The sequence below is a fragment of the Haliea salexigens DSM 19537 genome, from assembly GCF_000423125.1.
In the GTDB taxonomy this organism is placed as follows: domain Bacteria; phylum Pseudomonadota; class Gammaproteobacteria; order Pseudomonadales; family Halieaceae; genus Haliea; species Haliea salexigens.
This window is the reverse complement of the sequence record NZ_AUHJ01000011.1, coordinates 118022-142593: the sequence shown is the minus strand read 5'-3', so window position 1 is coordinate 142593 and position 24572 is coordinate 118022. Positions and strand designations below refer to the sequence as shown.

Below are 24572 nucleotides of genomic sequence, written 5' to 3'. Positions count from 1 at the left end.
GATTCCTGCAGACTGGCCCCTGATTAAGCCAGCCGGGGCACGCCATGACAAGCCGCCGACAACCGGGAAACCCGCATGACCGATCAACAGACACTGCTTGAATTGCGCGATATCAACCTCGTCTACCGCGCACAGCCGGCCCTCAGGCAACTCAGCTGGACATTGCAGAGCGGCCAGCACTGGGCCTGCGTGGGGCCGAATGGGAGTGGTAAAACCAGCCTGGCCCGCATACTCAGCCACCAGGCCACGCACTTCTCGGGCAGCTACCACAGCTCACCGCAGCTGCTCGCCAACGGGGTTGCCTACGTGTGCTTCGAACAGGCCCAGGCGCTGTGCGCCCGGGACCGCAAGCTGGATGACTCTGAATACCGAGCGGACGCCGCAGACCCCGGCACACGTGTGCGGGATATCATTCTGGATGGCAAACCAGCGGATGAACAGTTTCAGGCCTGGATAGCCCGGCTGCGCATCGAGCACATTCTGGACCGCGGCCTGCGCTATATTTCCACGGGCGAGATGCGCAAAACGCTGCTGGTGCGCGCGCTGCTCAGCAACCCTGCACTGCTGATACTCGACAGCCCGCTGGATGGCCTGGATCACGCCAGCCAGCAGGCCATGCACAGCGCGATCAACGCCCTGCTCGAGGGGCAGCAGAGCCTGCTCATCCTGTGTCGACAACTGGAAGATATTCCCCGCGCGGTAGACCGGGTACTGGTGCTGGATGACGGACAGGTGTTGTGCCAGGGCGCACCGGATGAGGTGATGGAACGCGCGGAAGTACAGCAGCTGCTGGCCCCGCCTCTGCCACCGTTCACCGCCTTGCCGGCGCCGGCACCGCGTCCCTACCAGCTACCTGAAGGCCCGTTACTGGAGCTGCGCAATGTCGGTGTGCGCTACGGTGAGCTGACCGTGCTGCAACAGCTCAACTGGCGCTTCGACCGCCACCAGCATTGCTGCGTTTCCGGGCCCAACGGCTGCGGCAAGACCACCCTGCTCAGCCTCATTACCGGCGACAACCACAAGGCCTACGGGCAAGACATCACGCTCTTTGGCCGCAAGCGCGGCAGCGGCGAAAGCATCTGGGAGATCAAACAGAAGTACGGTCAGCTCGACACACAGTTACAACTCAATTTCGCCCGCTCCATGACGGTGGTGGAGGTGGTGGTATCCGGGTTCTTCGACAGTGTGGGGCTGTTCGATGACTGGGGCGATCTGCAGCGGCGCGGCGCAGAGGCATGGCTCACCGCGCTGGGTATCGGCGAGCTCGCAGGTCACAGCTACGACACCCTGTCCTTCGGCCTGCAACGCATGGTCCTGCTGGCCAGGGCCATGGTGAAATCGCCCCTGATACTGCTGCTGGACGAACCGACCCTGGGACTGGATGGCAGCCACCGCAGGCGACTGCTGCAGGCGATAGACCACATTGCGGCGCACAGCGACACCCAGATCATTTTTGTCAGCCACTCGGCCGGCGATATCCCCGCCTGCATCAATCAGCAACTGCGCTTTGAGCCCTCCGCTGAAGGCTTTCAGGTGGTCTGCGAAAACCGCTAGCGCGACAGCGCCCGCAGCGCCGCGCACTCACTCTCGCTGCGGCAGTACAGTGTGCCGCGGGCAGCCGTTGCGCGGGCCTGCTCTGTCTGGCCCTGCGCGGCGTAGGTGCGGGCCAGCTCCAGGTAGATCTCTGCGCTGTCCGGGTCGATGCGCTGGGCGCGTTCGAGCAGGGAGAGTGCGCCGTTGTAGTCGCCCCGGGCGCTCGCGGCGCGCGCCTTGCCAAGCAGGCCAGCGTAGGCTGCAACAGCATTGGGCTCAGCCGCCGGCGGCGGTTGTGGCGCCACCGGGGGCCGCTTGTCCTCTTGCACTACGCCCGGCTCGGGACGCGTCTCTATCGGTGCCGGGCCCTGCGGCGTTGAGTAGATGCTACAACCGGAAAGCACCAGCATCCCCGCCAGCAAGGTGCTGCGGCGCAGCCATATCACGCAATACATCAGGAATTACCCCCAAAGAGCGACTGGAACCAGTCGCGGATCGTGTTGCTCTTGCTGCCGGCGCTGCACTGCGTGCGCTCACGGGGCTCGGAACCCACCACGAAGGGCATGAGGCGCGCACCGGGGCAACCCTCCCCCGTCAGGTAGCCGGTTGTGCTGTCTATCCACTGCGGCTGCATATCCTCCGGCATGCGATAGCCGAGGGAACGCTGGCTGGCATTGGCCATGAAGTGTGACCAGACTTTCAGTGCACCCGTGCTGCCCGTGAGGCCGGTCGCGCTGTTGTCGTCGCGCCCCACCCAGGTCACCGCCAGCAAATCGCCGGAAAACCCGGCAAACCAGGAGTCACGACCCTCGTTGGTGGTGCCGGTTTTGCCCGCGGCCTGGAAGCTGTTGTCGAGGTAGGCGTAGGCACCGCGGCCGGTGCCCTCACGCAGCACTTCACGCAGCGCATAGTGCACTAGATGCACTGCCTGCAGGCTGACCGTGCGGTCATACTCAAGCGGATAGCGACGCAGGGGCTCACCGTCGGCATCGACAATTTCGCGAATACTGCGCAGCGGCATGCGGAAGCCGCCGGCGGCGATAGTCTGGTACATGGCAGCCATATCCATCGGCGAATATTCGCCGGCGCCGAGAGTAAGCGCCGGCACTTCCGGAATATCGCCCTCCACCCCAAGCCGCCGCATCATGTCGGCGACCCGGTCTATGCCGATATCCAGGCCCAGGCGCGCCGTCGCCAGGTTGTAGGAATTGGCCAGGGCGCGATGGAGCAAAACCTGCCCGTGGGCCTGGCGGCCAAAGTTGCGCGGCTCCCAGACGTCACCATTGGGCACGGGGACACGCAGGGGGGTATCTGCCAGGGGCGTGGCCAGCGTGTAGCGGCGCGGTTGCTCCAGCGCAGCGAGGTAAACCGCCGGTTTGAGCAGGGAGCCGGCAGGCCTGCGCGCGTCCAGGGCGCGATTGAAGCCGGCGTAGCGCACTTGTCGCCCCCCCACAAGCGCCGCCACCTCACCACTGTCGAAGCGGGTGACCACCGAGGCCGTTTCCAGCTTGCCGGCGCCGTCGACCTGCTGCAGGATCGCCGTGCTGCTGCGTTCCATCTGTCGCTGCAGCAGCGGATCGAAGCTGGTAAAGATGCTCAGGCCCAGGGTAGTGAGGTCTTCCTCCCGATATTCCAAGCGCAACTGCCGGCGCACCAGGTCGAGAAAGGCCGGAAAGCTGTCGCGCACACCGTCGCGGTTGTTGAGGTCCAGTGGCATGCCCTGGGCCACAGTCGCCTGCTCGCGCGACACCAGCCCCTGCTCCACCATCACCTCCAGCACCACGTTGCGGCGCGCCTTGGCGCGCTCCGGGTTGCGCAGGGGGTTATAGAGCGACGGCCCCTTGATCATGCCCACCAGCAGTGCCTGCTGGTGCAGGCCCAACTGCTGCAGCGGCCGGTCGAAGTAATGCCGGGCGGCCAGGGCGAAGCCATGGATGGCGCGCGGCCCCTCCTGCCCCAGGTACACTTCGTTCAGGTAACTCTCGAGAATCTGCTCCTTGCTGAAATGCAGCTCCAGCAGCACCGCCATCACCACTTCGGTCAGCTTGCGCACAATCGTGCGCTCCGGGGTGAGGTAGTAGTTCTTGACCAGCTGCTGGGTGATCGTGCTGCCACCGGCCACCACCTGCCCGGAGCGCAGGTTACTCAGCGCCGCGCGGGCAATACCCGTCAGGGAGAAGCCCCAGTGTTGGTAGAACCGCTGATCTTCCACCGCCAGCAGCGTGGCGCGCAGGCTCTCGGGCACGTCGTCCAGCCGCACCAGTATGCGGTCCTCGCCGTGGTGCGGATAAATGCCGCCGATCTGCACCGGGTCCAGGCGCATCAGGTCCACAGTGCCGTTGGCGTCACGCAGCACCGCAATACGGTTGCCCTGCACTTCCAGGCGCACCAGCCGCGAAGGCTCGCGCTCCCCGGGGAAGCTGAAACCGCGGGTATACAGATCAAAGCGATTGCCCGCGCGCGACACATCACCAGGCCGTCGCGCTGTGCCCTGCTTGCGATACCCCAATACCTCGAGCTCCCAGGCTAGGTCGTCAGCAGACAGGGCAGCTCCCGCGAACAGTTCCAACGGGCGGGCATACACCTTGGCGGGAAGTTCCCACATCTTGTCGGTAAACGTGGATGTGATGCGCACATCAAGATAGATGACCACCAGCAGGCCGAGGGCGCAGGCAGCAAAAAACAGCTTGAGAAATGGACGACGGGTTCTGGCCATGGGAGGAGTGTAACGCACGCCCGCTTTCATTTGACTGGGGGATCGGGATAATAGCGGCCTGAACCGGAGGGAGCCACAGGCGCATGAAGAAATACACGATCTACGGCATGGGTGCAGCCCTGGTCGACACCGAAATCCAGGTGCAGGACACCGAACTCAATGCCATGGGGGTCGACAAGGGCCTGATGACGCTGGTCGACGAGTCCCGCCAGGCCGAACTGCTGGCGCAGCTGGAGGGCCACCTGGTGAAAGCGAGCCACGCCAGCGGCGGCAGTGCGGGCAATTCCATGATCGCGGCCGCCCAGTTCGGTGCTCCCACATTCATGAGCTGCAAAGTTGCCGACGACGCCGACGGCGCCATCTACGTGCAAGACCTCGAACAGGCCGGCGTGGCTCACAGCATGGCCCAGCGGCCAGCGGGCACCACCGGTAAATGCCTGGTACTGATTTCCCCGGATGCCGAGCGCAGCATGAACACCTTCCTCGGCATCAGCGAAACACTGTCGATTGAGCAGCTGGACCCCACGGCGCTGGCGGATTCCGAGTACCTGTATATCGAAGGCTACCTGGTCACCTCGGACACCGGGCGCGCCGCCGCCATCCGTGCCCGGGAGTTGGCCGAGGCTGCGGGCGTGAAGACGGTGCTGAGCTTTTCCGATCCGGGCATGGTGGAGTTCTTCCGCGAGGGCCTGCAGGCGATGATCGGCTCGCAGCTCGACCTGGTGTTCTGCAACCGGGACGAGGCCCTGTGCTGGGGCGACACCGATGACCTGAATACGGCGATGGAGCGTCTGAAGCCGGTTGCGCGTCACTTTGTCGTCACCTGCGGCGCCGACGGCGCCCTGGCCTGGGACGGCGACACGCTGCACGAAATCCCTCCCCACCGGGTGCAAGCAGTGGACAGCAACGGCGCGGGTGACATGTTTGCCGGGGCATTTCTTTACGCTATTGGCCGGGGCGAGGACTATGCCACGGCGGGTCGCTTTGCCAGCCTCGCCGCTGGCTCGGTGGTCGCCCGCTACGGCCCGCGGCTGCCGGCGGCTGACTACCCGGCCCTGCGTGCCGAGTTCTTCGGCGACTGAAAACATCCTCGGGCGCGGTGGCGAGACAGGCTCAGAACAGGTCCATCTGGCGTCCGGTAACGGTGGCGAACGAGGTGTCGAGAAAGCCGAGGATACCGTCCACCACCGGTGCCAGCTGCCGTTCCAGGTAATGCCCATAGTCCAGCGGCGCCGAGTGCGCCGCCGCGGGCTCGGGCCCGGCAGCCGTGACCACATACTCCACCCAGTCACCCCGCGCCGGCGGGGGCAGGCCGTGGTCGGCGTAGCGACGTGCCGCCTGCACATGCGGCGGCACGTTGCGCTCGTAGTCAACCAGGCGACGGCGCAGACGTTTACGATAGATAAGATCTGCATCGTGCTCTCCCGCCAATACAGACGCGACCAGTTGCTTTAGATAATCTTCCCAGGGCTGGTCGAGGAACACACGCCGATACAACGACTGCTGGCAGTCGCGGGCGAGCCGGGTCCAGTCGGTGCGGACGTTTTCCAGCCCCTTGAAGACAACACGCTCATCACGCCCGGTACCCACCAGGCCCGCATAACGCTTCTTCGAACCTTTCTCCGAACCGCGAATGGTCGGCATGAGAAACCGCCGATAGAGCGTTTCAAACTCCAGCTCCAGCGCGCACTCAAGTGCGAAATCGCTGCGCAGCCGGCTCTGCCACCACTGGTTCAGATCGTGCTGCAGGTTGCGGCCGGCGGCTTCGGCGTCTTCGTCGCTGTCAGCATCGGCGATCCAAACGAACACGGAATCCGTGTCGCCATAAATCACCCGGTGCCCAAGTGCCTCGATGCGCTCCCGGGTCTGCAGCAATATCTCGTGGCCGCGGCGGGTGATACTGCTGGCCAGGCGAGTATCGAAGAACCGGCAGCCAGGGCTGCCCAGTACGCCGTAGAACGAGTTCATGATGATCTTGATCGCCTGCGCGAGCGGCACATCTCGCGCCAGTTTGGCGGCATCCCGCTGCTGCCAGAGCGTTTCGATCAGCGCCGGCAGGATATGGCCCTCGCGCGCAAAACGGGCGCCAGCGAAACCCGGCACCGTCGCCTCGCCCTTTTCCTCGGCCAGTCCGAGCGCAAGACCCAGCGGGTCGATACAAAAGGTGCGGATGATACTGGGGTACAGGCTCTTGAAGTCCAGCACCAGCACATGCCGGTAGAGGCCGGGCTGCGACTCCAGAACAAAGCCTCCGGGGCTCGGGTCCTGCTCGCGCCGGGCATTGGGGGCGACATAACCAGCCCGGTGCAAACGCGGCAGGTACAGGTTGTCGAAAGAGGCCACAGAGCCGCCGAGACGATCCGGATTCAGGCCCGTCATCACACTGCGCGCAACGACAAAGTCCAGCAATCGCGTGTGGGCAAAAATCTCTGACACCAGCTCGCAGTCGCGCAGGTTATAGGCCGCAAGTTGCGCCTTGTCCTCCCGGAACAGGCGCCCGATTTCCTCGCCGCGCCCGGCGCCGTGCAGCAGCTTGCCGGCACCGAGCAGTTCGCGCGCCACCGCATCCAGGGCGAAACTCTCGAAGCGGTAGAAAGCCGCCCGCAGCAGCTCGATGCCGTCGAGCAACAGCCGTCCCGGCAGGCGCGCGGCACGCCGCTCGCCATCTTCATCCAGCGTACGCCAATGAACAGCCGTACCCGCGCGCCCCAGGCGCAGGGGCATATCCAGTGAGTCGGCAAGGCGCTGCAGGTACCAGGCATCAAAGTTGACCACGTTCCAGCCGATCAACACGTCCGGATCCACCTCCTCGATGAAGGCAAGAAAACGTTCCAGCACCGCGCGCTGTGTGGGCAGGGTTTCGACATGCTCGCCGACGTTGCCCGTGCCCACCATGAATACCCGGCGCAAGGCCGCCGCCGGCCCTGAAGCAGCGTCCGTCGCGGAGGTGACATGGACCGCGATGGAGTACAGCTGCAGCCCCTGCATGGCGGTTTCAATATCAAAGGAGGCCATGGACAACTGCGGACGCACGGTGGCGGAGCGTAGCAAGGGGTCGCGCATGCAGCTATAGCCGTTGCGCCGCTCAAGTGGCCCGTGCAACTGCACGCCACCGGCAATAAAGCGTTCCATCAGGTAACGATCAGCCGGGTTGATGTCCGCCTCCAGCGGCTGCGCGCCACGCTCCTGCAACCGATCGGCGAGCGCGCGTGACTGGCGGTATGTGGGGCTGTACACGCCCACCACGGGCTGTAGCGCGAAATTACGCAAACGCAGGGATTTCAGCTCTACGCCCGGCTGCAGTGCAAGCAGCGCCCGGTGCTGGTCCGCCTCGTCCTCGGCGAGGAAAAATACGGCGCGTTCGCCGTGAATTTCCACCTGTACCGGCCCCTGCGGGGTCGCAAACCACAGTTCGACAAGCAGGCCTGCGGGGCTGTCGCGCCACTGCCGGGTGAGCAAAAAACCGCCCAATTCCACGGGCTGTTGAACCGGCGCGCTAGGCATAACGCAGCCGGTAGCTTAAGCTACAGTGCATAACGTCAACTGGCACATGCCCGCCTCCTGGAAGATCACAATGAGTAAACCTGAAATCAAACAAGACCCGCTCTACCGGCTGTTGCGCAATGAAGACATCAAGGGCTTCAACGAGCAGCGAGACGCACTGGACACGCGCGAGCTGCGCAGCGGCGACTACCGCGGACGGGATCTGCGCAACATGAACGCGCGCGGGCTGGATTTCAGCAACTCCTATTTCCGCAACGCGGACCTCAGCGGAATCGACTTCCGGGACACCAACCTCGAAGGCGCCAGCCTGCTCGACGCAAAGCTCTCGGGCACCTATTTCCCCGAGGCGATCAGCGCAGATGAGATCCGGCTTTCCCTGGATACCGGTACCCGACTGCGCTACGACCGCCGCTAAGCGCCCGCTAGCCCTGCGCCAGCAGGTCGCGCAGGTCGATCATGGCGGTGTTGGCCCGGCTGATATAGGACGCCATCACCAGTGAGTGATTGGCCAGCAGGCCAAACCCGCTGCCGTTGAGAATCATCGGGCTCCACACCATGTCCTGGGTAGCCTCCAGTTCACGGATGATCTGCTGCACGCTGACCTGGGCGTTCTTGTTGGCCAGCACATCCGCGAAATCCACCTCCACCGCCTTGAGGAAGTGAATCAGGGCCCAGGCAGTACCCCGCGCCTCGTAAAATACATCGTCTATTTCCAGCCAGGGGGTGCTGACCAGCATTTCTGCAGGCGCGGGTGTTGACTGACGCGCGTTGTCATCTCCGGCCAGGTCAGTGTTCAAACGCCGCTGCCCAACGCTGGCGCTGAGCCGCTGGGACAGGCTGCCAAGGCGGGAACTCACGCTGGCAAGCCAGTAGCGCAGGTTATCGGCGCGCGCATAGAACTGTGCGTCGCTGTCGTCGTCATCCTCAAGCCGCACCAGATAGCTGTGCAAATATTTCACCCCATCGCGGTACTGGGCTTCAGTCGCGGGCAGAATCCAGCTGCCGGAATTGAAGTTGAGCTGGGGCTCGGCGAGGGACAGATCAGGGTCTTCGCGCGACTGGGACTGCGACCGGCTGAACACCTCACGCATTGCGCGCGCCAGATCCCGCGATTGAATCAGCACACCGAATTCCCAATTGGGGATATTGTCCAGCCACACTCCGGGCGGAGCGACATCGTTACTGAGGTAACCGCCGCGCTTATCCAGCAGTGTTTCCATGGCACCAATCAGCGCCGCCGTGGTGGTGGAGCCCACGGCCACATCACCCGCGGCACGCGTCGAATAAGCATTGGCTCGCTCGGTCACATCAAAAGGTGCCGGGGTCAGGCTCCAGTAGGCGCCTACCAGCACAGCCAGCACCAGGTACACCAGTAGCGCGGCGCCCAGACGCCGCAACCAGACGCCACCCGGCGCCGCTCCGTCGCGCCAGTTGGCAACGCGATCCTGCAATCCTGTCATGCTCGATTCTCCCTGGCCCGCAGGCCGTCAGTGATGCTGGTGTGGGTCGTGCCCCTGAGGGGCCGCATCGCGCCGCGTCTCGGCGGACGTGCAGATCGGCGCACCGTCGATGGTCAGGCACAGCTCCACCGCGTCGCCAACCGCGGGCATGGCGTCCAGGTCAAGCAACATGAGGTGCAGGCCACCGGGGGCGAAGGCCAGCGACGCCCCCGCCGGGATCCGCACCACCGACTGCTGCTGCATGCGCATCATGCCGTCGACTTCCACGGTTTCGTGCAGCTCCACGCGCCCGGCGACTGAGGCACTGGCAGCGGTCACTGCAATGGTCTCAGCGCCGGTATTGCGCACCACCAGGTACGCGGCGGTGCGCGTCTGCGTCGGCGGCAGTGCTCGCACCCAGGCATCCTCAAGCAGCGCCTGAGCCAGCGCGCCAGGAGCGGCCGGTAGTGTAATAACAGCGAGCAGCAACGCGACACGAATACTTTTCTGACTCACTTTTTTCACTCCTGCAATGAAACTATCACAACCCGACGGGCTCAGATTATAACACTTGCATGCCGGGCCGTTGCCGGCAATTCGTTGGGCCGCCCGGCTCAGGCTGCTACAATCGCGGCGCGGCATGCGGCCGCCACCGTACAAGGATTTTTCATGCGTTTTCTGCTTGCCAGCCTGCTCTGGTTGTCCAGCGGCCTGGCACTGGCCCAGCTTCCCACGGGCGCGCCGGCGGCGAACCCCTTTGCACAGCCCGATTTCCTGCCGGTGGAAGAAGCCTATCAGCTTTCGGTTGAGGCGTTGCCAGAAGGCCATGTACGGCTGCACTGGCGCATCGTTGAGGGCTACTACCTCTATCGGCACGCCTTTGAATTTCGCCTGGAACACGCCGGTAAGCCCGTTGCCACACAGGCGGATGTACCGCCCGGCCTCGCCCGCAGTGACGAGTTTTTCGGTGATGTCGAGGTGTACTATAACGACGTGGACGTGCGCCTCGAAACGCAGGCGCCGGTCACGTTTGCCAGGCTCTCGGTGCAATCCCAGGGCTGTGCGGACGCCGGCCTGTGCTATCCACCACGCACGGAAGTGTTCGACATCGATTTCGCCAGTGGCCAGGTCAGCCCGGTGGCCCAGGCTCCCGCGCTGCCCGCTAGCAACAACGCCACCGCCGCCAGCACCCTGTCCAAGCTACCCTATATGCTGCTGCTCGCCTTCCTCGGTGGTGCCATCCTCAACCTCATGCCCTGCGTATTCCCGGTGCTTTCGCTGAAAGTGCTCGGTTTCGCCAACAGCAGCCGCCACGAGCGCCTGCAACACGGCTGGCTGTACACCCTCGGTGTCGTGGCCAGCTTCCTCGCCGTAGCCGCCGTGTTGATTGCGTTGCAGACGGCCGGGCAGGCCGTGGGCTGGGGGTTCCAGTTGCAGTCGCCGGGCTTCGTCATCGCACTCGCCTATCTGTTCCTCGCCATGGGCCTTGCCCTGTCTGGCATGGTGCAACTCGGCAACAGTGTGATGAACCTGGGGGGCAGCCTGGCCGGCCGGCAGGGATCGGTGGGCAGTTTCTTTACCGGGGTGCTCGCTGTGGTGGTCGCAAGCCCCTGCACGGCACCGTTCATGGGCACGGCGCTGGGATTTGCGCTGACGCAACCCGCACTGGTGTCCTTGTCCATCTTCTTTGCCCTTGGGGCGGGCATGGCGGCACCGCTGCTGCTGCTGAGCTACAGTGGCCGGGCGCGCGACTGGCTGCCACGGCCCGGCGCCTGGATGGAAACACTGAAGCAGCTGCTCGCCTTTCCCCTGTACGCCACGGCCATCTGGCTGCTATGGGTGGCCGGGCGACAAACCAGCGTTGACACCATGGCGGCGGCCCTCAGCGGCGGCCTGTTGCTCGCACTGGGACTGTGGTTGTGGCAAGGCGGGGCGGTACGCAAGCTGCTCGCGCTGGCCTGCCTGCTGGGCGCCGTTGCGCTGGGACTATGGCGAATTCCGGCGCCCGAGGCCACGGTGACGGCGGATGATACCGTGCTCGTATGGTCGGAGCAGGAAGTCGAGCGCCAGCGTCGTAACGGTCGCCCGGTGTTCGTTGACGTCACCGCTGACTGGTGCATCACCTGTATTGCCAATGAGCAGGGTGTTCTCTACACGGACGCGGTGCAGGCGGCGTTCAGCGAGCATAATGTCGCGTTCCTGGTGGCTGACTGGACCAACTACGATGCCGATATCGCCAGTTACCTGCGCAGCCACGGCCGTTCCGGTATCCCGCTGTACGTACTCTACCCGGCGGACCCGGCTGCTGCAGCGGTTCTCCTGCCACAGGTGCTGACCCGGGGCACCGTCATCAGCGCGCTGGAGCGCCTTTGAGCGATTTTCGCCCAGATCGCGCCAGTTTCCTCGTTATTTCCTGACATTTCCTCGCTTTTCACCTACTTTCAGCAAACTGGCGCAGAATGCGCGCTGCGCGGCCGCCATCTCCCGGAAAGAGGAAAAAATCGGCTAAATAGCGGGTAACATCCGCTATTTTCTAAAAAATCCTGCACGATCATGGACAGCCAGCGGTTTTTCAGCCAGACTTCGCTGAGACGGGTTACAAGCATACGGGCAGGTAAACATGGCCACCATTCTGGTTTTGCACGGTCCCAACCTGAACCTTTTGGGGGAGCGTGAACCAGCCGTTTACGGCCACACCACGCTGGCGGACATCAACAACAGGCTGACCCATGTGGCAACGGAGCAGGGGCACCACCTGCTGGCCATGCAAAGCAACGCCGAATACGAGCTGATCGAACGCATCCACGATGCCCGCCGCGAAGGGGTGAATTTCATCCTCATCAACCCGGCCGCGTTCACCCACACCAGCGTCGCCCTGCGCGATGCGCTGGCCGCCGTCGCCATCCCCTTCATAGAAGTGCACCTGTCCAATACCCATGCCCGGGAACCCTTCCGCCAGCACTCCTATTTTTCGGACCTGGCGGTGGGCGTGATCTGTGGAATGGGCGCACACAGTTATGAACTCGGATTACTGGCGGCCCTGCAGCGCCTGGAACAACCCTGAAACAAAAACCAGAGAGAGCCCTATCATGGACATTCGCAAAGTTAAGAAGCTGATCGAATTGCTGGAAGAGTCCAACATCGATGAGATTGAGATCAAGGAGGGCGAGGAGTCTGTGCGCATCAGCCGCAACAGCGCACAGCCGCTGATGGCGGCCTATGCCCAGCCCCCCGCCCCAGCACCTGCGCCGGCACCCAGTGCGCCGGCGGCGGCTCCCGTTGCAGAAGCCGCGGCGCCCAGCGCACCCGCCCACAGCGGCAACGTCATCACCTCGCCGATGGTCGGTACCTTCTATCGTTCGCCGTCGCCCACCTCTGCCGCTTTTGTTGAAGTGGGCCAGAGCGTCAAGGTCGGGGATGTCCTCTGCATCGTTGAGGCCATGAAAATGATGAACCAGATCGAGGCAGACAAGTCCGGCACCATTGAGGCAATCCTGGTCGACAACGGTGAGGCCGTCGAATTCGAACAGCCTCTGTTCTCCATCGTCTGACACAGCCCCCGGCGCCTGCGCGCCGCAAGCAGAGGAATACATCATGGCCAAGCTGGAAAAGGTCCTCATCGCCAATCGCGGTGAGATAGCCCTGCGGATTCTTCGAGCCTGCAAGGAGATGGGCATCAAGACCGTGGCGGTGCACTCCAAGGCAGATCGCGAGTTGATGCACGTGCGCCTCGCGGATGAATCAGTCTGTATCGGCCCTGCGGCCTCGACTGCGAGCTACCTCAACGTACCGGCCATCATCAGCGCCGCCGAGGTTACCAATGCAAGCGCCATTCACCCGGGCTACGGGTTTCTGGCAGAGAACGCCGACTTCGCGGAGCAGGTGGAGAAAAGCGGCTTCATCTTTATCGGCCCGAGGGCTGACACCATCCGCCTGATGGGTGACAAGGTATCGGCCATTGACGCCATGAAGAAAACCGGCGTACCCACTGTGCCCGGCTCTGATGGCCCACTCACGGACGATGCGGAGCGCACGCTGGATATCGCCCGGCGCATCGGCTACCCGGTGATCGTCAAGGCCGCCGCTGGCGGTGGCGGGCGCGGCATGCGGGTCGTCCACAATGAAGCGGCGCTGCTGAACTCGGTACAGCTCACCCAGGCGGAAGCCGCGGCGGCCTTCGGCTCCGGGGTCGTTTATCTGGAGAAATTCCTGCAGAAGCCACGCCACGTGGAGGTACAGGTGATCGCAGACGGCCAGGGCAACGCCATCCACCTGGGCGATCGCGACTGCTCGCTGCAGCGGCGACACCAGAAGGTGCTGGAGGAAGCGCCGGCACCCGGCGTTGATGAGCACCTGCGCGCGCAGGTGGCCGAAGCCTGCGTCAATGCCTGCATCGAAATCGGCTACCGGGGTGCCGGCACCTTCGAATTCCTCTACGAAGACGGCGGCTTTTACTTCATCGAGATGAACACCCGGGTACAGGTAGAACACCCTGTCACCGAGCTCATCACCGGCATTGATATCGTGCGTGAGCAGCTGCGTATCGCCAGCGGCCTGCCCCTTTCCGTCACCCAGGAGCAGGTCGCCTTCCGCGGACACGCGTTCGAGTGTCGCATCAATGCAGAAGACCACCAGACGTTCATGCCCTCGCCGGGCAAGGTCACCACGTTCCACGCACCGGGTGGCCCCGGCATTCGCGTCGATTCCCACTTGTATGATGGCTATACGGTGCCGCCCTTCTATGACTCGCTGATCGCCAAGATCATCAGCTACGGCGAGGACCGGGAGATCGCCCTGGCGAGAATGCGCCAGGCCCTCGATGAACTGGTTATCGAAGGTATCCGCACGAACACGGCACTGCACCGGGAACTGGTTCGGGATCGCTCCTTCCAGGCCGGCGGAGTAAGCATTCACTACCTTGAAAGCAAGCTGGAAGACTGGAGCTAGTGAGCTGGCTGCAACTTCGACTGGACACCAGTCCGGCGCTGGCAAACGCGCTTGAGGAGCATTTGCTGGCGGCGGGTGCGGTGGCGGTGACCATGGAGGACAACGCTGACCAGCCGGTGCTGGAACCCGGCGTGGGCGAGACCCCACTGTGGCAACAAACCCGGCTCACGGGTCTGTTTCCCGCCGATACCCAGATGCCCGCGGTGCTCGCCCGCATCCCTGAAGCGCTGCTGCAGGGATGCAATCAGCGGGTGGAAATCCTGGAAGACAAGGATTGGGAGCGCGAGTGGATCAGCCACTACCAGCCCATGCGTTTCGGCCAGCGCTTGTGGGTGTGCCCAAGCTGGATGGACCCGCCGGAGCCGGACGCCGTCAACCTGCTGCTGGATCCGGGTTTGGCGTTTGGCACTGGCACCCACCCGACCACCGCATTGTGCCTGGGCCAGCTTGAACAGCTGACGCAACCGGGCCAGACCGTGGTCGACTATGGCTGTGGCTCCGGCATCCTGGCGGTGGCCGCCCTCAAGCTCGGCGCCGAGCGCGGCCTGGGTGTGGATAACGACCCGCAGGCACTGGTCGCGAGCCGTGAGAACGCCAGGCGCAACAGCATTGCCGAGGAACGCTTCATGGTCACCCTGCCGGATGCGCAAACCAACGCCGCTTGGCGGGGCCAGGCCGATGTGGTAGTGGCAAACATTCTTGCCGGGCCGCTGGCTGAGCTTTCGGATACGCTGCTCAGCCTGCTCAAACCGGGCGGCACCCTGCTGCTATCCGGCCTGTTGCAGAACCAGGCCGCCGTGTTGTGCGCACACTACGCACCCCGCCTCACCCTGCACGTGGCGGGAGAGCGCGAGGACTGGGTTTGCCTGCAGGGCACGCTGCCCGCCACCTGACCGCTCGCAACTCAATCGGCGCGGCCCAAAACCCCCGCCATCGCGGCCTCGCCGAACAGGTGGGTCAGTCCACCGGTCATGTCCGGGTGCCGCCGCAGGCACTGGCCGCCATCCACATTGAAGCACTGTCCGGTCACCCAGGAAGACTCGGGGCCCGCCAGATACCGGACACTGGCGGCAATGTCTTCAGGTTCTCCGGGACGCTGCAGGGGTATCTGCTCCTTGAACGCTTGAATCATCTCGGGGCTGGCAAACAGATCACCCGTGGCATCACTGCGTGTCAGCCCCGGACGTACCGCGTTGATACGCAGGCCCAGATAGGAAAGCTCATCGGCGGCGGAACGTACCAGGCCTTCCAGTCCAGCCTTGCCCGCGCAGTAGGCCGACAGCCACGGAAACGGCATGCCTGCTGTGGTTGAGGAAATGCATACGATGCTGCCGCCGCGCGCCATCACCGGCGCCGCGTGTCGTACCGCGAGAAAAACGGATCCAATGTTCAGGTCCAGCTCCTGGCGCAAGCCATCCAGGTCCTGCAGCAGCAGCGGCTTGAAGCCACCACCGCCCACCGTGGGCACAACAATATCCAGGCGTCCGGCGATGGCGTGTGCCACCTCCACCGCCCTGCCGACATCATCCTCTTGCAGGGCATCGCCGGGGCAAAGACTGACCTGCCCACCCGGCACCGCAGCCAGCAAGGCCTGGCGCACTGCCTGCAGTGCCTCCTCCCGGCGCCCCATCAATACCACAGCCGCCCCGTCCGCCAGCAGGGCGCGTGCGCACGCGGCGCCGATACCACCGGCGCCACCGGTCACCAGAGCTGTTTTACCCTGCAAAGCATTCGCTGTCGTCATAAGTCATCCTTATTAATTATTGGCTTTATCGATCCCGAGTGTAACGCGCAACACACATCCACCACAGTGCGCTTTAACCCCGCGCCACGGTGGCGTATCATACGCTGCTTCCTGAAGCGACCTCACAGTCTCCCCCAATGCCGCGAATCGGGCCCTACACACTCACCAACGCCGTTGCCCTGGCGCCCATGGCGGGCGTAACCGACCTGCCGTTCCGGCAGCTGTGCGCTCGGCTCGGTGCCGGCCTGGTGGTCTCCGAGATGGTCAACAGCAATCCGCGTCTGCGCAACACGGACAAAACCCGCCTGCGCACGCGCCACGACGCTGAAATAGAGCCACGCTCGGTGCAGATTGCCGGCAACGACCCGCAGCAGATGGCCGACGCAGCACGCCACAACGTTGCATTGGGTGCTCAGATTATTGACATCAATATGGGTTGCCCGGCAAAAAAGGTCTGCCGCAAGGCGGCCGGCTCTGCCCTGCTGGCTGATGAACCGCTGGTGGAGAGCATTCTGAGCGCCGTGGTGGCCGCCGTGGACGTGCCCGTCACGCTCAAAATACGTACCGGCCCCGCGCCGGAATCGCGCAACGGTGTGAGCATCGCACGTATTGCCGAAGATGCCGGCATCGCCGCCCTCGCAGTGCATGGCCGCACCCGCGCCTGTGCATTTCGCGGCCACGCGGAATACGACACCATCGCCAACATCGTGGCGGCGGTCGATATGCCGGTCTACGCCAACGGCGATATCGATTCCGCCGAGAAAGCCGAGGCCGTGCTTCGCCACACCGGGGCCGCCGGCGTCATGATCGGCCGCGCCGCCCAGGGCCGCCCCTGGCTGTGCGGACAGATCGCCGGGCGACTGGCCAGTGGTGTAACACCTTCGGCGCCGTCATTGGAACAACAAGTCGGCCTGCTGCACGCACACGTTCGCGCCCTGCACGGGTTCTATGGCGACTTCCTCGGCCCGCGCATTGCGCGCAAGCACGTCGGCTGGTTCCTGCAACACCAACCACAGTGGCTGACGCACCGGGCCGCCTTCAATGCCCTGGCCGACAGTAGCGCCCAGCTACACATGATTGATCGTCTCTTTACGCGCACCGGCGCAGAGAACCTTGCGGCATGAAAGACCTCGAACCACCCTCACTACACCCTGACACCCAGCCCGCCAGCGCGCTCCCCGAGCCCGCACCCGAGCGGCTGCACGATGCCGTGGCACGGGCCGTGGGCGAATACCTTGAAGCGCTGGATGGCCAGTCGACAACCGACTTCTACAACCTCGTTCTGGCCGAGGTGGAAGCCCCGTTGCTGCGCGCGGTCATGGACTACACCCGCAACAACCAGACGCGGGCGTCCCACATGCTGGGACTGAACCGCGGCACCCTGCGCAAGAAACTCAAACAGTACCAACTCATTTCCGACAAAAGCTGACAGGCAACCCAAAAACCATGAGCGACTCTCACCTCGTACCCGTTCGACGCGCACTTATCAGCGTCTCCGATAAAACCGGCATCGTCGAATTCGCCACCGAACTGCAGGCGCTCGGCGTGGCGCTGCTCTCGACCGGCGGCACCTATCGCCTGCTGCGCGACACCGGCCTGGAAGTCACCGAAGTGGCAGACCACACCGGCTTCCCGGAAATGATGGACGGGCGCGTGAAGACCCTGCATCCAACAATACACGGCGGGATACTGGCGCGGCGCGGGCAAGACGACGCGGTAATGGCCGAGCACGGTATTGACGCCATCGACATGGTGGTGGTCAACCTCTATCCCTTCGAGGCCACCATCGCCAAGCCGGATTGCACCCTGGAAGACGCGGTGGAGAACATCGACATTGGCGGGCCCACCATGGTGCGCGCCGCGGCGAAGAACCACCGCTGGGTAAACATTGTGGTCAACGCCGGCGACTACACACGCATCATTGAGGAAATGCGTACCCATGAAGGCGCCACCACACTGGCGACCCGCTTCGACCTCGCCATTCGCGCCTACGAACACACCGCCGCCTACGACGGTGCCATTGCCAACCACTTCGGCAAACTCGCCCCCGGCGGTTCGCCAGTGTTCCCACGCACGTTCAACACCCAGTTCCACAAGGCGCAGGAGATGCGCTATGGCGAGAACCCGCATCAGAAAGCGGCCTTCTATGTTGAGGCGCAACCGGCCGAGGCCGGCATCGCCACCGCCCGGCAACTGCAGGGCAAGGAGCTGTCCTACAACAATGTAGCGGATACCGACGCCGCGCTGGAGTGCGTGAAGAATTTTGCCGAGCCCGCCTGCGTCATCGTCAAGCACGCCAATCCCTGCGGTGTTGCCGTGGCCGCAAACCTGCTGGAGGCGTACAACCTCGCCTTTGCCACCGACCCCGAATCCGCCTTTGGCGGCATTATCGCCTTCAATCGCGAACTGGATGCGGAGACGGCGCAGGCCATTGTGGAACGGCAGTTCGTTGAGGTGATTATTGCCCCTGCGGTCAGCGCCGGGGCGCAGGAGGTGGTGGCGGCCAAGCAGAACGTGCGGGTGCTCGCCTGTGGCAACTGGAGCGAAAGCCAACCGGCCCTGGACTACAAGAGGGTGAACGGCGGCCTGCTGGTGCAAGATCGCGACCTGGGTATGGTTGAGAGTGGCGATTTGCGCATCGTCAGCAAGCGGCAACCCACGACGCAGCAGATGCTGGACCTGCTGTTTGCGTGGAAAGTCGCCAAATTCGTCAAATCCAACGCCATCGTGTACGCCGCAAATGGCCAGACAGTGGGTGTAGGTGCGGGGCAGATGAGCCGCGTGAACTCGGCGCGCATCGCCGCCATCAAAGCCGAGCACGCGGGCCTCGCCGTACGCGGCTCGGTAATGGCATCCGACGCGTTCTTCCCTTTCCGCGATGGCATCGACAACGCTGGCAAGGCGGGTATTGCGGCGGTTATTCAGCCCGGTGGCTCCATTCGTGACGAGGAAGTCATTGCTGCCGCTGATGAACACGACATGGCCATGGTGTTTACCGGCATGCGCCATTTCCGCCACTAAGCGAGAGAGCATTGATGAAGATTCTGGTGATAGGCAGCGGTGGGCGCGAACACGCGCTCGCCTGGAAGGCGGCACAGGGCGACACTGTCGACCGTGTCTACGTGGCGCCCGGAAATGCTGGCACCGCAACGGAACCGGGGCTGCGCAACGTCGCCATCGACAGCATGGACTTTGCCGGACTCGCCGAGTTTGTCGAGTCTGAGGGCATTGCCCTGACCATCGTCGGGCCCGAGGCGCCGCTGGTCGCCGGCATAGTCGATTATTTCAGTGAACGCGGCCTGCGCTGCTTCGGCCCGCGCAAGGGTGCAGCGCAGCTTGAGGGCTCCAAGGCTTTCACCAAAGACTTCCTCGCCCGCCACGGCATTCCCACCGGGGCCTACGCCAACTTCACCGAACTGGAACCCGCGCTCGCCTACCTGCGCGGCCAGGGTGCGCCCATTGTGGTGAAAGCTGATGGGCTGGCGGCGGGCAAAGGCGTAATCGTTGCCGAAACCCTCGCCCAGGCCGAGGCCGCCGTCACCGACATGCTCTCGGGCAACGCCTTTGGCGATGCCGGCTGCCGCGTGGTGATCGAGGAGTTTCTGGCAGGGGAAGAGGCCAGTTTTATCGTTATGGTGGATGGCAAGAATGTGCTGCCCATGGCCACCAGCCAGGACCACAAACGCATCGGCGATGGCGACACCGGCCCCAACACGGGCGGCATGGGCGCCTACTCGCCGGCACCGGTCGTCACCGACGCCGTGTTCCAGCGGGTGATGGATGAGGTCATCCTGCCCACCGTGCGCGGCATGGCTGCCGAGGGCAATGACTATACGGGGTTTCTCTACGCGGGGCTGATGATCTCGTCCAGCGGCGAACCGAAGGTGATCGAATACAACTGCCGTTTCGGCGATCCGGAAACGCAACCTATCATGCTGCGCCTGCAATCCGACCTCGCCGGCCTGTGCAATGCCGCCCTGGACGGGCACCTGGACCGCGCCACCGCCACCTGGGACCCGCGCTGCGCCATTGGTGTGGTACTGGCCGCCGGCGGGTATCCGGGTGACTACGCCAAGGGCTTGCCCATTACCGGACTGGATTACCCCTTCGCGGAGACCGTCAAGGTGTTCCACGCCGGTACGGCCCTTGCGGGCGATGAGGTGGTCACCAATGGCGGCCGCGTGCTCTGCGTCACTGCGCTGGGTGAGGATATCGCCGCCGCCCAGCAAAGCTGCTACGACGCCGCGCAGCATATTCACTGGGACGGCGTCACCCGACGCAATGATATTGGTTGGCGGGCGATCGCCCGCTATAGTTAGGCCTCTACTGTGAGGGAGAGTGCCATGCACAGCCGACAACTGACCTTCATTGATCGCCTGCTGGGCGAGACTGACACCGTACTGCGAACCCTGAGCAACCGGGGCCGGCCGGCCACGCGGCCCTCACCCGCGGACGGGCACCGCGACAGCGCGCTCAACCCGGCCCAACGCGCCCATGTGGCCGGCCTCATGCGGGTCAACCACACCGGTGAAGTCTGCGCGCAGGCGCTCTATCAGGGGCAGGCGCTCACGGCGAAACTGCCTACGGTGCGCGAAGACATGCGCGACGCGGCACGCGAGGAGGAAGACCACCTGGCCTGGTGCGCCCAGCGCCTGCAGGAACTCGGCAGCCGCCCCAGCCACCTGAATCCGGCCTGGTATGGCATGTCATTTTTGCTCGGCGCCAGCGCCGGCGCCATCGGTGACAAGTGGAGCCTGGGCTTCGTCGCTGCAACCGAGGAACGGGTCTGCCGCCACCTGCGCGATCACCTGCAACAACTCCCGGCTGACGACCGCAAATCCCAGTTGATTCTGCAAAAAATGCTGGAAGATGAAGAACGGCACGGGGAGAACGCCCTCGCCGCAGGCGGCGCCGAGCTGCCCGCCCCGGTGAAGGACCTGATGAGCGCTGTTTCCCGGCTGATGACCCGCAGCAGCTACTACCTGTAACAGGGCACGCGCGGTTTACCTCACCGCTGCCCACCAAGGTGTGGGCAGCCACGATGCCGCCTCAGGCGGTAGCAAACTCCTCAATGGCAAAACTGTGGCTCATCGCCACGCCCGCAGCGCCCAGCATTATCGACGCCGAGCAGTACTTTTCTGCCGACAGCTCGACGGCGCGCTGCACCTGCTTTTCCTTCAGCGCCACGCCCGTGACCACGAAGTGCATGTGAATGCGCGTGAACACGGCGGGTACGGCATCTGCCCGCTCGGCCTCTATTTCCACACGGCAATCGACAACCTGCTGGCGGGACTTCTGCAGCATGCTCATAACATCAAACGAGGAGCAGCCGCCCACGCCCAGCAACAGCATTTCCATTGGACGCGGCCCCAGGTTGCGCCCACCGAGGTCGGGTGGGCCGTCCATCACCACGCTGTGCCCACTACCGGACTCGCCCAGGAACATGACCCCGTCTACCCACTTCACGGTTGCCTGCATCGCACTACGTCTCCTGATATCAAGTCGCCGCGAGCTTAGCACAGGGGTTGCCGTTTTACTTGCCGCAGGCGTGGGGTAATATTGGCGGACAGGCCGTGTAAGAAGACAGGAAACCACAGCATGCTCAAGCACCAGGTCACCAGTGCCATTCCAGGGGTCGAGAACTTCCTTCGCCACTGCAATCGCTCCATCTACCGGTCAAAGCATGCCATCCTGCAGGAGGGTGCGGACTGTGATCGCCTGTTCCTGATTCTGGACGGTTCCGTGTCGGTGATGGTGCAGGATGAGAACGATGCCGACCACATGATGGTAGTGAGCTACCTGAACGCCGGGGATTTTTTTGGCGAAATGGGCTTGTTCGGCGCCAACGAGGAAGTGCGCAGCGCCATGGTTGTGGCGCGCGAGCAGTGCGAAGTGGCGGAAATATCCTACGCGCGCTTCCACCAGATCCGCAGCCACTACCCGGATATTCTGTTCGCCATCGCCAACCAGATGGGTATGCGCCTGCGGCAGACCACACGCAAGCTCAAGGACCTCGCTTTTGTCGACGTGTCAGGGCGCATTGCCCACACGCTCATCGACCTCTGCAAGCAGCCCGACGCCATGACGCACCCGGATGGCATGCAGATCAAGGTGACCCGTCAGGAGCTCGGCAAGATCGTCGGTTGCTCGCGGGAGATGGCCGGGCGGGTACTGAAAAACCTGGAGGAGGAGGGCCTGGTGGCCGTCTCCGGCAAGACCATGGTGGTGCTGGGCACCCGCTAGTCGGGAAAGAACATCTGCCGCAGTTTCTCGCCAGGTTCGGGCGCACGCATGAACGCCTCGCCCACCAGAAAGCTGAATACGCCGGCCTCCTGCATAACAGCCACATCGTCCGGTGTGTGTATGCCGCTCTCGGTGACCACCACCCGGTCAGCCGGGATATGCGGCAGCAGGCCAAGTGTGGTATCCAGCGCTGTCTTAAAGGTGTGCAGGTCGCGATTGTTGATACCCAGCAGGGGCAGGCCGAGGTCGAGGGCGCGATCCAGTTCGGCGCGGTCATGCACCTCTACCAGCACGTCCAGCCCGTAGTCTGTTGCCGCCGTCGCAAGCTCGCGCATTTGCGCGTCCTCCAACGCCGCGGCTATCAGCAGCACCGCGTCAGCACCGATGGCCCTCGCCTCCACGACCTGCCACACGTCCACCGTAAAATCCTTGCGCAAAACGGGCAGCGCACAGGCCGTGCGCGCCTGCTGCAAAAAGGCATCACTGCCCTGGAAGAAGTCGACATCCGTGAGCACCGACAGACAGGCCGCCTTGCCACTTTCGTAGCTACGAGCAATCGCGGCCGGGTCAAAATCAGCGCGAATCACACCCTGGCTGGGTGAGGCTTTTTTCACCTCGGCAATCACCGCGGGCTGTGCAGCATTCACGCGCTCCCGCAGCGCCTGCACAAAACCCCGCGGCGCTGATTGCTCGGAGATACGCGACTCAAGATCTGCCAGGGAATCACGCCGACGCCGTGCCGCCACCTCCTCGTGTTTGCGCGCCAGAATCTGACGAAGAATCGTTGGTGCAGCAGCCATCAGGCGTGGCCTCCCTGGCTCATCATCTGCGTGAAATCGATAAACTCTTTCATTTTCTCCCTTGCCTGACCCGTCGCGATCAGGTCCTCGGCCAGTGAGACGCCATCAGCAATGGTGGCCGCCAACCCGGCGACATAAATGGTGGCACCGGCATTCAGGGCGATCATCGCCGCCGCCTTCTGCGCCGCGGGTGTGTCGCGGCCCGCGAGCGCTGCGCGAATCAGCGCCGCCGACTCCTCTGCACCGTTCACCGCCAGGCCGTCGAGATTCTGCCGCTGCAGGCCCACATCCTCAGGAGCAATACGGTAGGTGGCGATATTTCCGCGACAGAGCTCGGCAACCTCCGTACTGCCGCTCAAGGTCAGTTCGTCCAGCCCACCTTCCCCGTGTACCACCAGGGCATGCTCGCTACCGAGCAGTTTCAGCACTTCCGCCAAGGGACGGCACAGGGCCGGGTCGAATACACCGATTACCTGGCGGCGCACGCCCGCCGGGTTGGTGAGGGGGCCCAGCACGTTGAACAGGGTACGCATGCCCAGTTCACGGCGGGGGCCGATGGCGTGACGCATCGCGGCGTGGTGTGCTGGAGCGAACATGAAGCCCAGACCCACGCTCTCGATCGCCCGGGCGACCTGCGCCGGGGTGAGATCCAGCGGAACACCCAGGGTTTCCAGCAAGTCGGAGCTGCCTGAGGTGCTCGAGACAGAGCGATTACCGTGTTTCGCCACCTGCGCCCCGGCGGCGGCCACCACGAAAGACGCCGCTGTCGAGACGTTGAACAGATTTGCACCGTCGCCACCGGTGCCCACCAGGTCGACGAGGTGCTCTCCCGTCACCTGCACCGGCGTGGCCAACTCACGCATGACCTGCGCGGCACCGGCGATCTCGTCGGTGGTTTCACCTTTCATGCGCAGCGCGACAAGCAGGGCGCCGATCTGGGCATCCGTGGCGCCCCCGGACATGACCACACGCATCACGTCCGCCATCTCGTCGCGCGTGAGCGACTGGCGCTCAACGAGACGGGCGAGTGCTTCCTGTAATGTCATCAACGGGCCTCCAGTTGCAGGAAATTGCGCAGCAGGTCGTGCCCGTGCGCAGTGAGAATCGATTCGGGGTGGAATTGCACGCCCTCCAGCGCATACTCGCGATGCCTGAGGCCCATAATTTCATCCACTTCCCCATTGGCAGTTTCCGTCCACGCGGTGACTTCCAGGCACGCCGGCAATCCGTCGCGAGCCACCACCAGGCTGTGATACCGCGTGGCTTCAAAGGGCTGGCTCAAGCCGTGAAACACGCCCTGCCCGCGATGATGGATCAGGGACGTCTTGCCGTGCATCACCTGGCGGGCCCGCACCACGCGGCCACCATAGACCTGCCCCAGGCTCTGCATGCCCAGGCACACACCGAGAATGGGCAGCTTGCCGGCATATTCGCGGATAACGTCCATGGAAATACCCGCCTCGTTGGGCGTACAGGGGCCGGGCGAAATCACGACCCGGGTGGGGGCTATGGCCGCCACATCGGCAACGGTGATTTCATCGTTGCGCACCACCTGGACCTCTGCACCGAGCTCGCCGAGGTACTGGACGATGTTCCAGGTGAAGGAGTCGTAGTTATCGATCATTAAAATGTCTGGCATGGTCGTC

The 24572-nt window shown here is 63.9% G+C and carries 24 protein-coding genes; 14 read left to right on the top strand and 10 right to left on the bottom strand.

The genetic code is table 11. The features are described 5' to 3' along the window. Positions 1-75 precede the first annotated feature (75 nt). Positions 76-1554: an ATP-binding cassette domain-containing protein gene (locus G533_RS0113625; protein ID WP_027950434.1), complete on the top strand. Its 1479-nt coding sequence runs from the start codon at positions 76-78 to the stop codon at positions 1552-1554. On the opposite strand, the gene G533_RS0113620 is transcribed toward G533_RS0113625, so the two are convergent. Then, positions 1551-1988 (bottom strand): tetratricopeptide repeat protein, encoded by a 438-nt coding sequence (locus G533_RS0113620; RefSeq protein ID WP_027950433.1) that lies wholly within the window; start codon positions 1986-1988, stop codon positions 1551-1553. The two genes, G533_RS0113625 and G533_RS0113620, sit on opposite strands and share 4 nt — an antisense overlap. Then, positions 1988-4267, bottom strand: a complete 2280-nt coding sequence (gene mrcB, locus G533_RS0113615; protein WP_240472441.1) for a penicillin-binding protein 1B — start codon at positions 4265-4267, stop codon at positions 1988-1990. The genes G533_RS0113620 and mrcB overlap by 1 nt, the downstream gene beginning before the upstream one ends. A 65-nt stretch (positions 4268-4332) precedes the next feature. Here mrcB and G533_RS0113610 point away from each other — a divergent pair, with 65 nt between their 5' ends. Further along, the gene (locus G533_RS0113610) at positions 4333-5331 is read left to right on the top strand and encodes an adenosine kinase (protein WP_027950431.1); all 999 of its coding nucleotides are present in this window, start codon (positions 4333-4335) and stop codon (positions 5329-5331) included. A gap of 31 nt (positions 5332-5362) precedes the next feature. Here the strand turns inward: G533_RS0113610 and G533_RS0113605 are convergent, their stop codons facing one another. Next, positions 5363-7753, bottom strand: a complete 2391-nt coding sequence (locus tag G533_RS0113605; RefSeq protein WP_035528155.1) for a DNA polymerase II — start codon at positions 7751-7753, stop codon at positions 5363-5365. Between the two features lie 70 nt (positions 7754-7823). Between G533_RS0113605 and G533_RS0113600 the strand changes: the two genes are divergently transcribed. Next, a complete protein-coding gene (locus G533_RS0113600) occupies positions 7824-8168 on the top strand; it encodes a pentapeptide repeat-containing protein (protein WP_027950429.1) in 345 nt (114 codons plus the stop codon). Positions 8169-8175: 7 nt separating this feature from the next. Here G533_RS0113600 and G533_RS0113595 read toward each other — a convergent pair whose 3' ends face one another. Both G533_RS0113595 and G533_RS0113590 read right to left on the bottom strand, forming a co-directional pair. Then, positions 8176-9213, bottom strand: coding sequence for a DUF2333 family protein (locus G533_RS0113595; RefSeq protein ID WP_027950428.1), 1038 nt, complete (start codon positions 9211-9213; stop codon positions 8176-8178). A gap of 27 nt (positions 9214-9240) precedes the next feature. Then, entirely contained in the window at positions 9241-9708 is a 468-nt protein-coding gene (locus G533_RS0113590) for a copper chaperone PCu(A)C (protein ID WP_035528150.1), read from the bottom strand. Positions 9709-9861: 153 nt separating this feature from the next. On the opposite strand from G533_RS0113590, the gene G533_RS0113585 reads away from it, so the two are divergent. The 5 genes from G533_RS0113585 to prmA all read left to right on the top strand — a co-directional run bounded on the left by G533_RS0113585 (position 9862) and on the right by prmA (position 15032). Continuing rightward, positions 9862-11565 carry a protein-disulfide reductase DsbD family protein gene (locus G533_RS0113585; protein WP_027950426.1) on the top strand — a complete coding sequence of 568 codons (1704 nt, stop codon included), beginning with the start codon at positions 9862-9864 and terminating at the stop codon, positions 11563-11565. Between the two features lie 247 nt (positions 11566-11812). Then, complete coding sequence (gene aroQ, locus G533_RS0113580) at positions 11813-12256, top strand: type II 3-dehydroquinate dehydratase (RefSeq protein WP_027950425.1); 444 nt, start codon at positions 11813-11815, stop codon at positions 12254-12256. A 25-nt stretch (positions 12257-12281) separates the two neighbouring features. Continuing rightward, positions 12282-12743 (top strand): acetyl-CoA carboxylase biotin carboxyl carrier protein, encoded by a 462-nt coding sequence (gene accB, locus G533_RS0113575; protein ID WP_027950424.1) that lies wholly within the window; start codon positions 12282-12284, stop codon positions 12741-12743. Between the two features lie 43 nt (positions 12744-12786). Next, positions 12787-14139 carry an acetyl-CoA carboxylase biotin carboxylase subunit gene (gene accC / locus G533_RS0113570; protein ID WP_027950423.1) on the top strand — a complete coding sequence of 451 codons (1353 nt, stop codon included), beginning with the start codon at positions 12787-12789 and terminating at the stop codon, positions 14137-14139. Next, on the top strand, positions 14139-15032 hold the full coding sequence (prmA, locus tag G533_RS0113565; protein ID WP_027950422.1) for a 50S ribosomal protein L11 methyltransferase: 894 nt from the start codon (positions 14139-14141) through the stop codon (positions 15030-15032). Before accC ends, prmA begins: the two co-directional genes overlap by 1 nt. A gap of 11 nt (positions 15033-15043) precedes the next feature. On the opposite strand, the gene G533_RS0113560 is transcribed toward prmA, so the two are convergent. Next, a complete protein-coding gene (locus G533_RS0113560) occupies positions 15044-15883 on the bottom strand; it encodes an SDR family NAD(P)-dependent oxidoreductase (protein ID WP_027950421.1) in 840 nt (279 codons plus the stop codon). 137 nt (positions 15884-16020) lie between these two features. Between G533_RS0113560 and dusB the strand changes: the two genes are divergently transcribed. From dusB to coq7, 5 genes are read left to right on the top strand one after another with little or no spacing between them, the layout of a single operon-like run. Further along, positions 16021-17007, top strand: coding sequence for a tRNA dihydrouridine synthase DusB (gene dusB / locus G533_RS0113555; RefSeq protein ID WP_027950420.1), 987 nt, complete (start codon positions 16021-16023; stop codon positions 17005-17007). Continuing rightward, positions 17004-17312 (top strand): DNA-binding transcriptional regulator Fis, encoded by a 309-nt coding sequence (gene fis / locus G533_RS22045; RefSeq protein WP_051230350.1) that lies wholly within the window; start codon positions 17004-17006, stop codon positions 17310-17312. The genes dusB and fis overlap by 4 nt, the downstream gene beginning before the upstream one ends. A 17-nt stretch (positions 17313-17329) precedes the next feature. Next, positions 17330-18904, top strand: a complete 1575-nt coding sequence (gene purH / locus G533_RS0113545; RefSeq protein ID WP_027950419.1) for a bifunctional phosphoribosylaminoimidazolecarboxamide formyltransferase/IMP cyclohydrolase — start codon at positions 17330-17332, stop codon at positions 18902-18904. 14 nt (positions 18905-18918) lie between these two features. Then, positions 18919-20202 (top strand): phosphoribosylamine--glycine ligase, encoded by a 1284-nt coding sequence (gene purD / locus G533_RS0113540; RefSeq protein ID WP_027950418.1) that lies wholly within the window; start codon positions 18919-18921, stop codon positions 20200-20202. A gap of 24 nt (positions 20203-20226) precedes the next feature. After that, the gene (coq7, locus tag G533_RS0113535; RefSeq protein WP_027950417.1) at positions 20227-20871 is read left to right on the top strand and encodes a 2-polyprenyl-3-methyl-6-methoxy-1,4-benzoquinone monooxygenase; all 645 of its coding nucleotides are present in this window, start codon (positions 20227-20229) and stop codon (positions 20869-20871) included. A 61-nt stretch (positions 20872-20932) separates the two neighbouring features. On the opposite strand, the gene G533_RS0113530 is transcribed toward coq7, so the two are convergent. Continuing rightward, complete coding sequence (locus G533_RS0113530) at positions 20933-21361, bottom strand: OsmC family protein (RefSeq protein ID WP_027950416.1); 429 nt, start codon at positions 21359-21361, stop codon at positions 20933-20935. A 120-nt stretch (positions 21362-21481) separates the two neighbouring features. On the opposite strand from G533_RS0113530, the gene crp reads away from it, so the two are divergent. Continuing rightward, a complete protein-coding gene (crp, locus tag G533_RS0113525) occupies positions 21482-22126 on the top strand; it encodes a cAMP-activated global transcriptional regulator CRP (RefSeq protein ID WP_027950415.1) in 645 nt (214 codons plus the stop codon). On the opposite strand, the gene trpC is transcribed toward crp, so the two are convergent. The 3 genes from trpC to G533_RS0113510 are packed head-to-tail and all read right to left on the bottom strand — an operon-like array spanning position 22123 to position 24565. Next, positions 22123-22926 (bottom strand): indole-3-glycerol phosphate synthase TrpC, encoded by an 804-nt coding sequence (gene trpC / locus G533_RS0113520; RefSeq protein ID WP_035528146.1) that lies wholly within the window; start codon positions 22924-22926, stop codon positions 22123-22125. The genes crp and trpC overlap by 4 nt on opposite strands. After that, positions 22926-23972 (bottom strand): anthranilate phosphoribosyltransferase, encoded by a 1047-nt coding sequence (trpD, locus tag G533_RS0113515; protein ID WP_027950413.1) that lies wholly within the window; start codon positions 23970-23972, stop codon positions 22926-22928. Before trpD ends, trpC begins: the two co-directional genes overlap by 1 nt. Beyond that, positions 23972-24565: an anthranilate synthase component II gene (locus tag G533_RS0113510; protein WP_205622620.1), complete on the bottom strand. Its 594-nt coding sequence runs from the start codon at positions 24563-24565 to the stop codon at positions 23972-23974. The genes trpD and G533_RS0113510 overlap by 1 nt, the downstream gene beginning before the upstream one ends. Positions 24566-24572 lie beyond the last annotated feature (7 nt).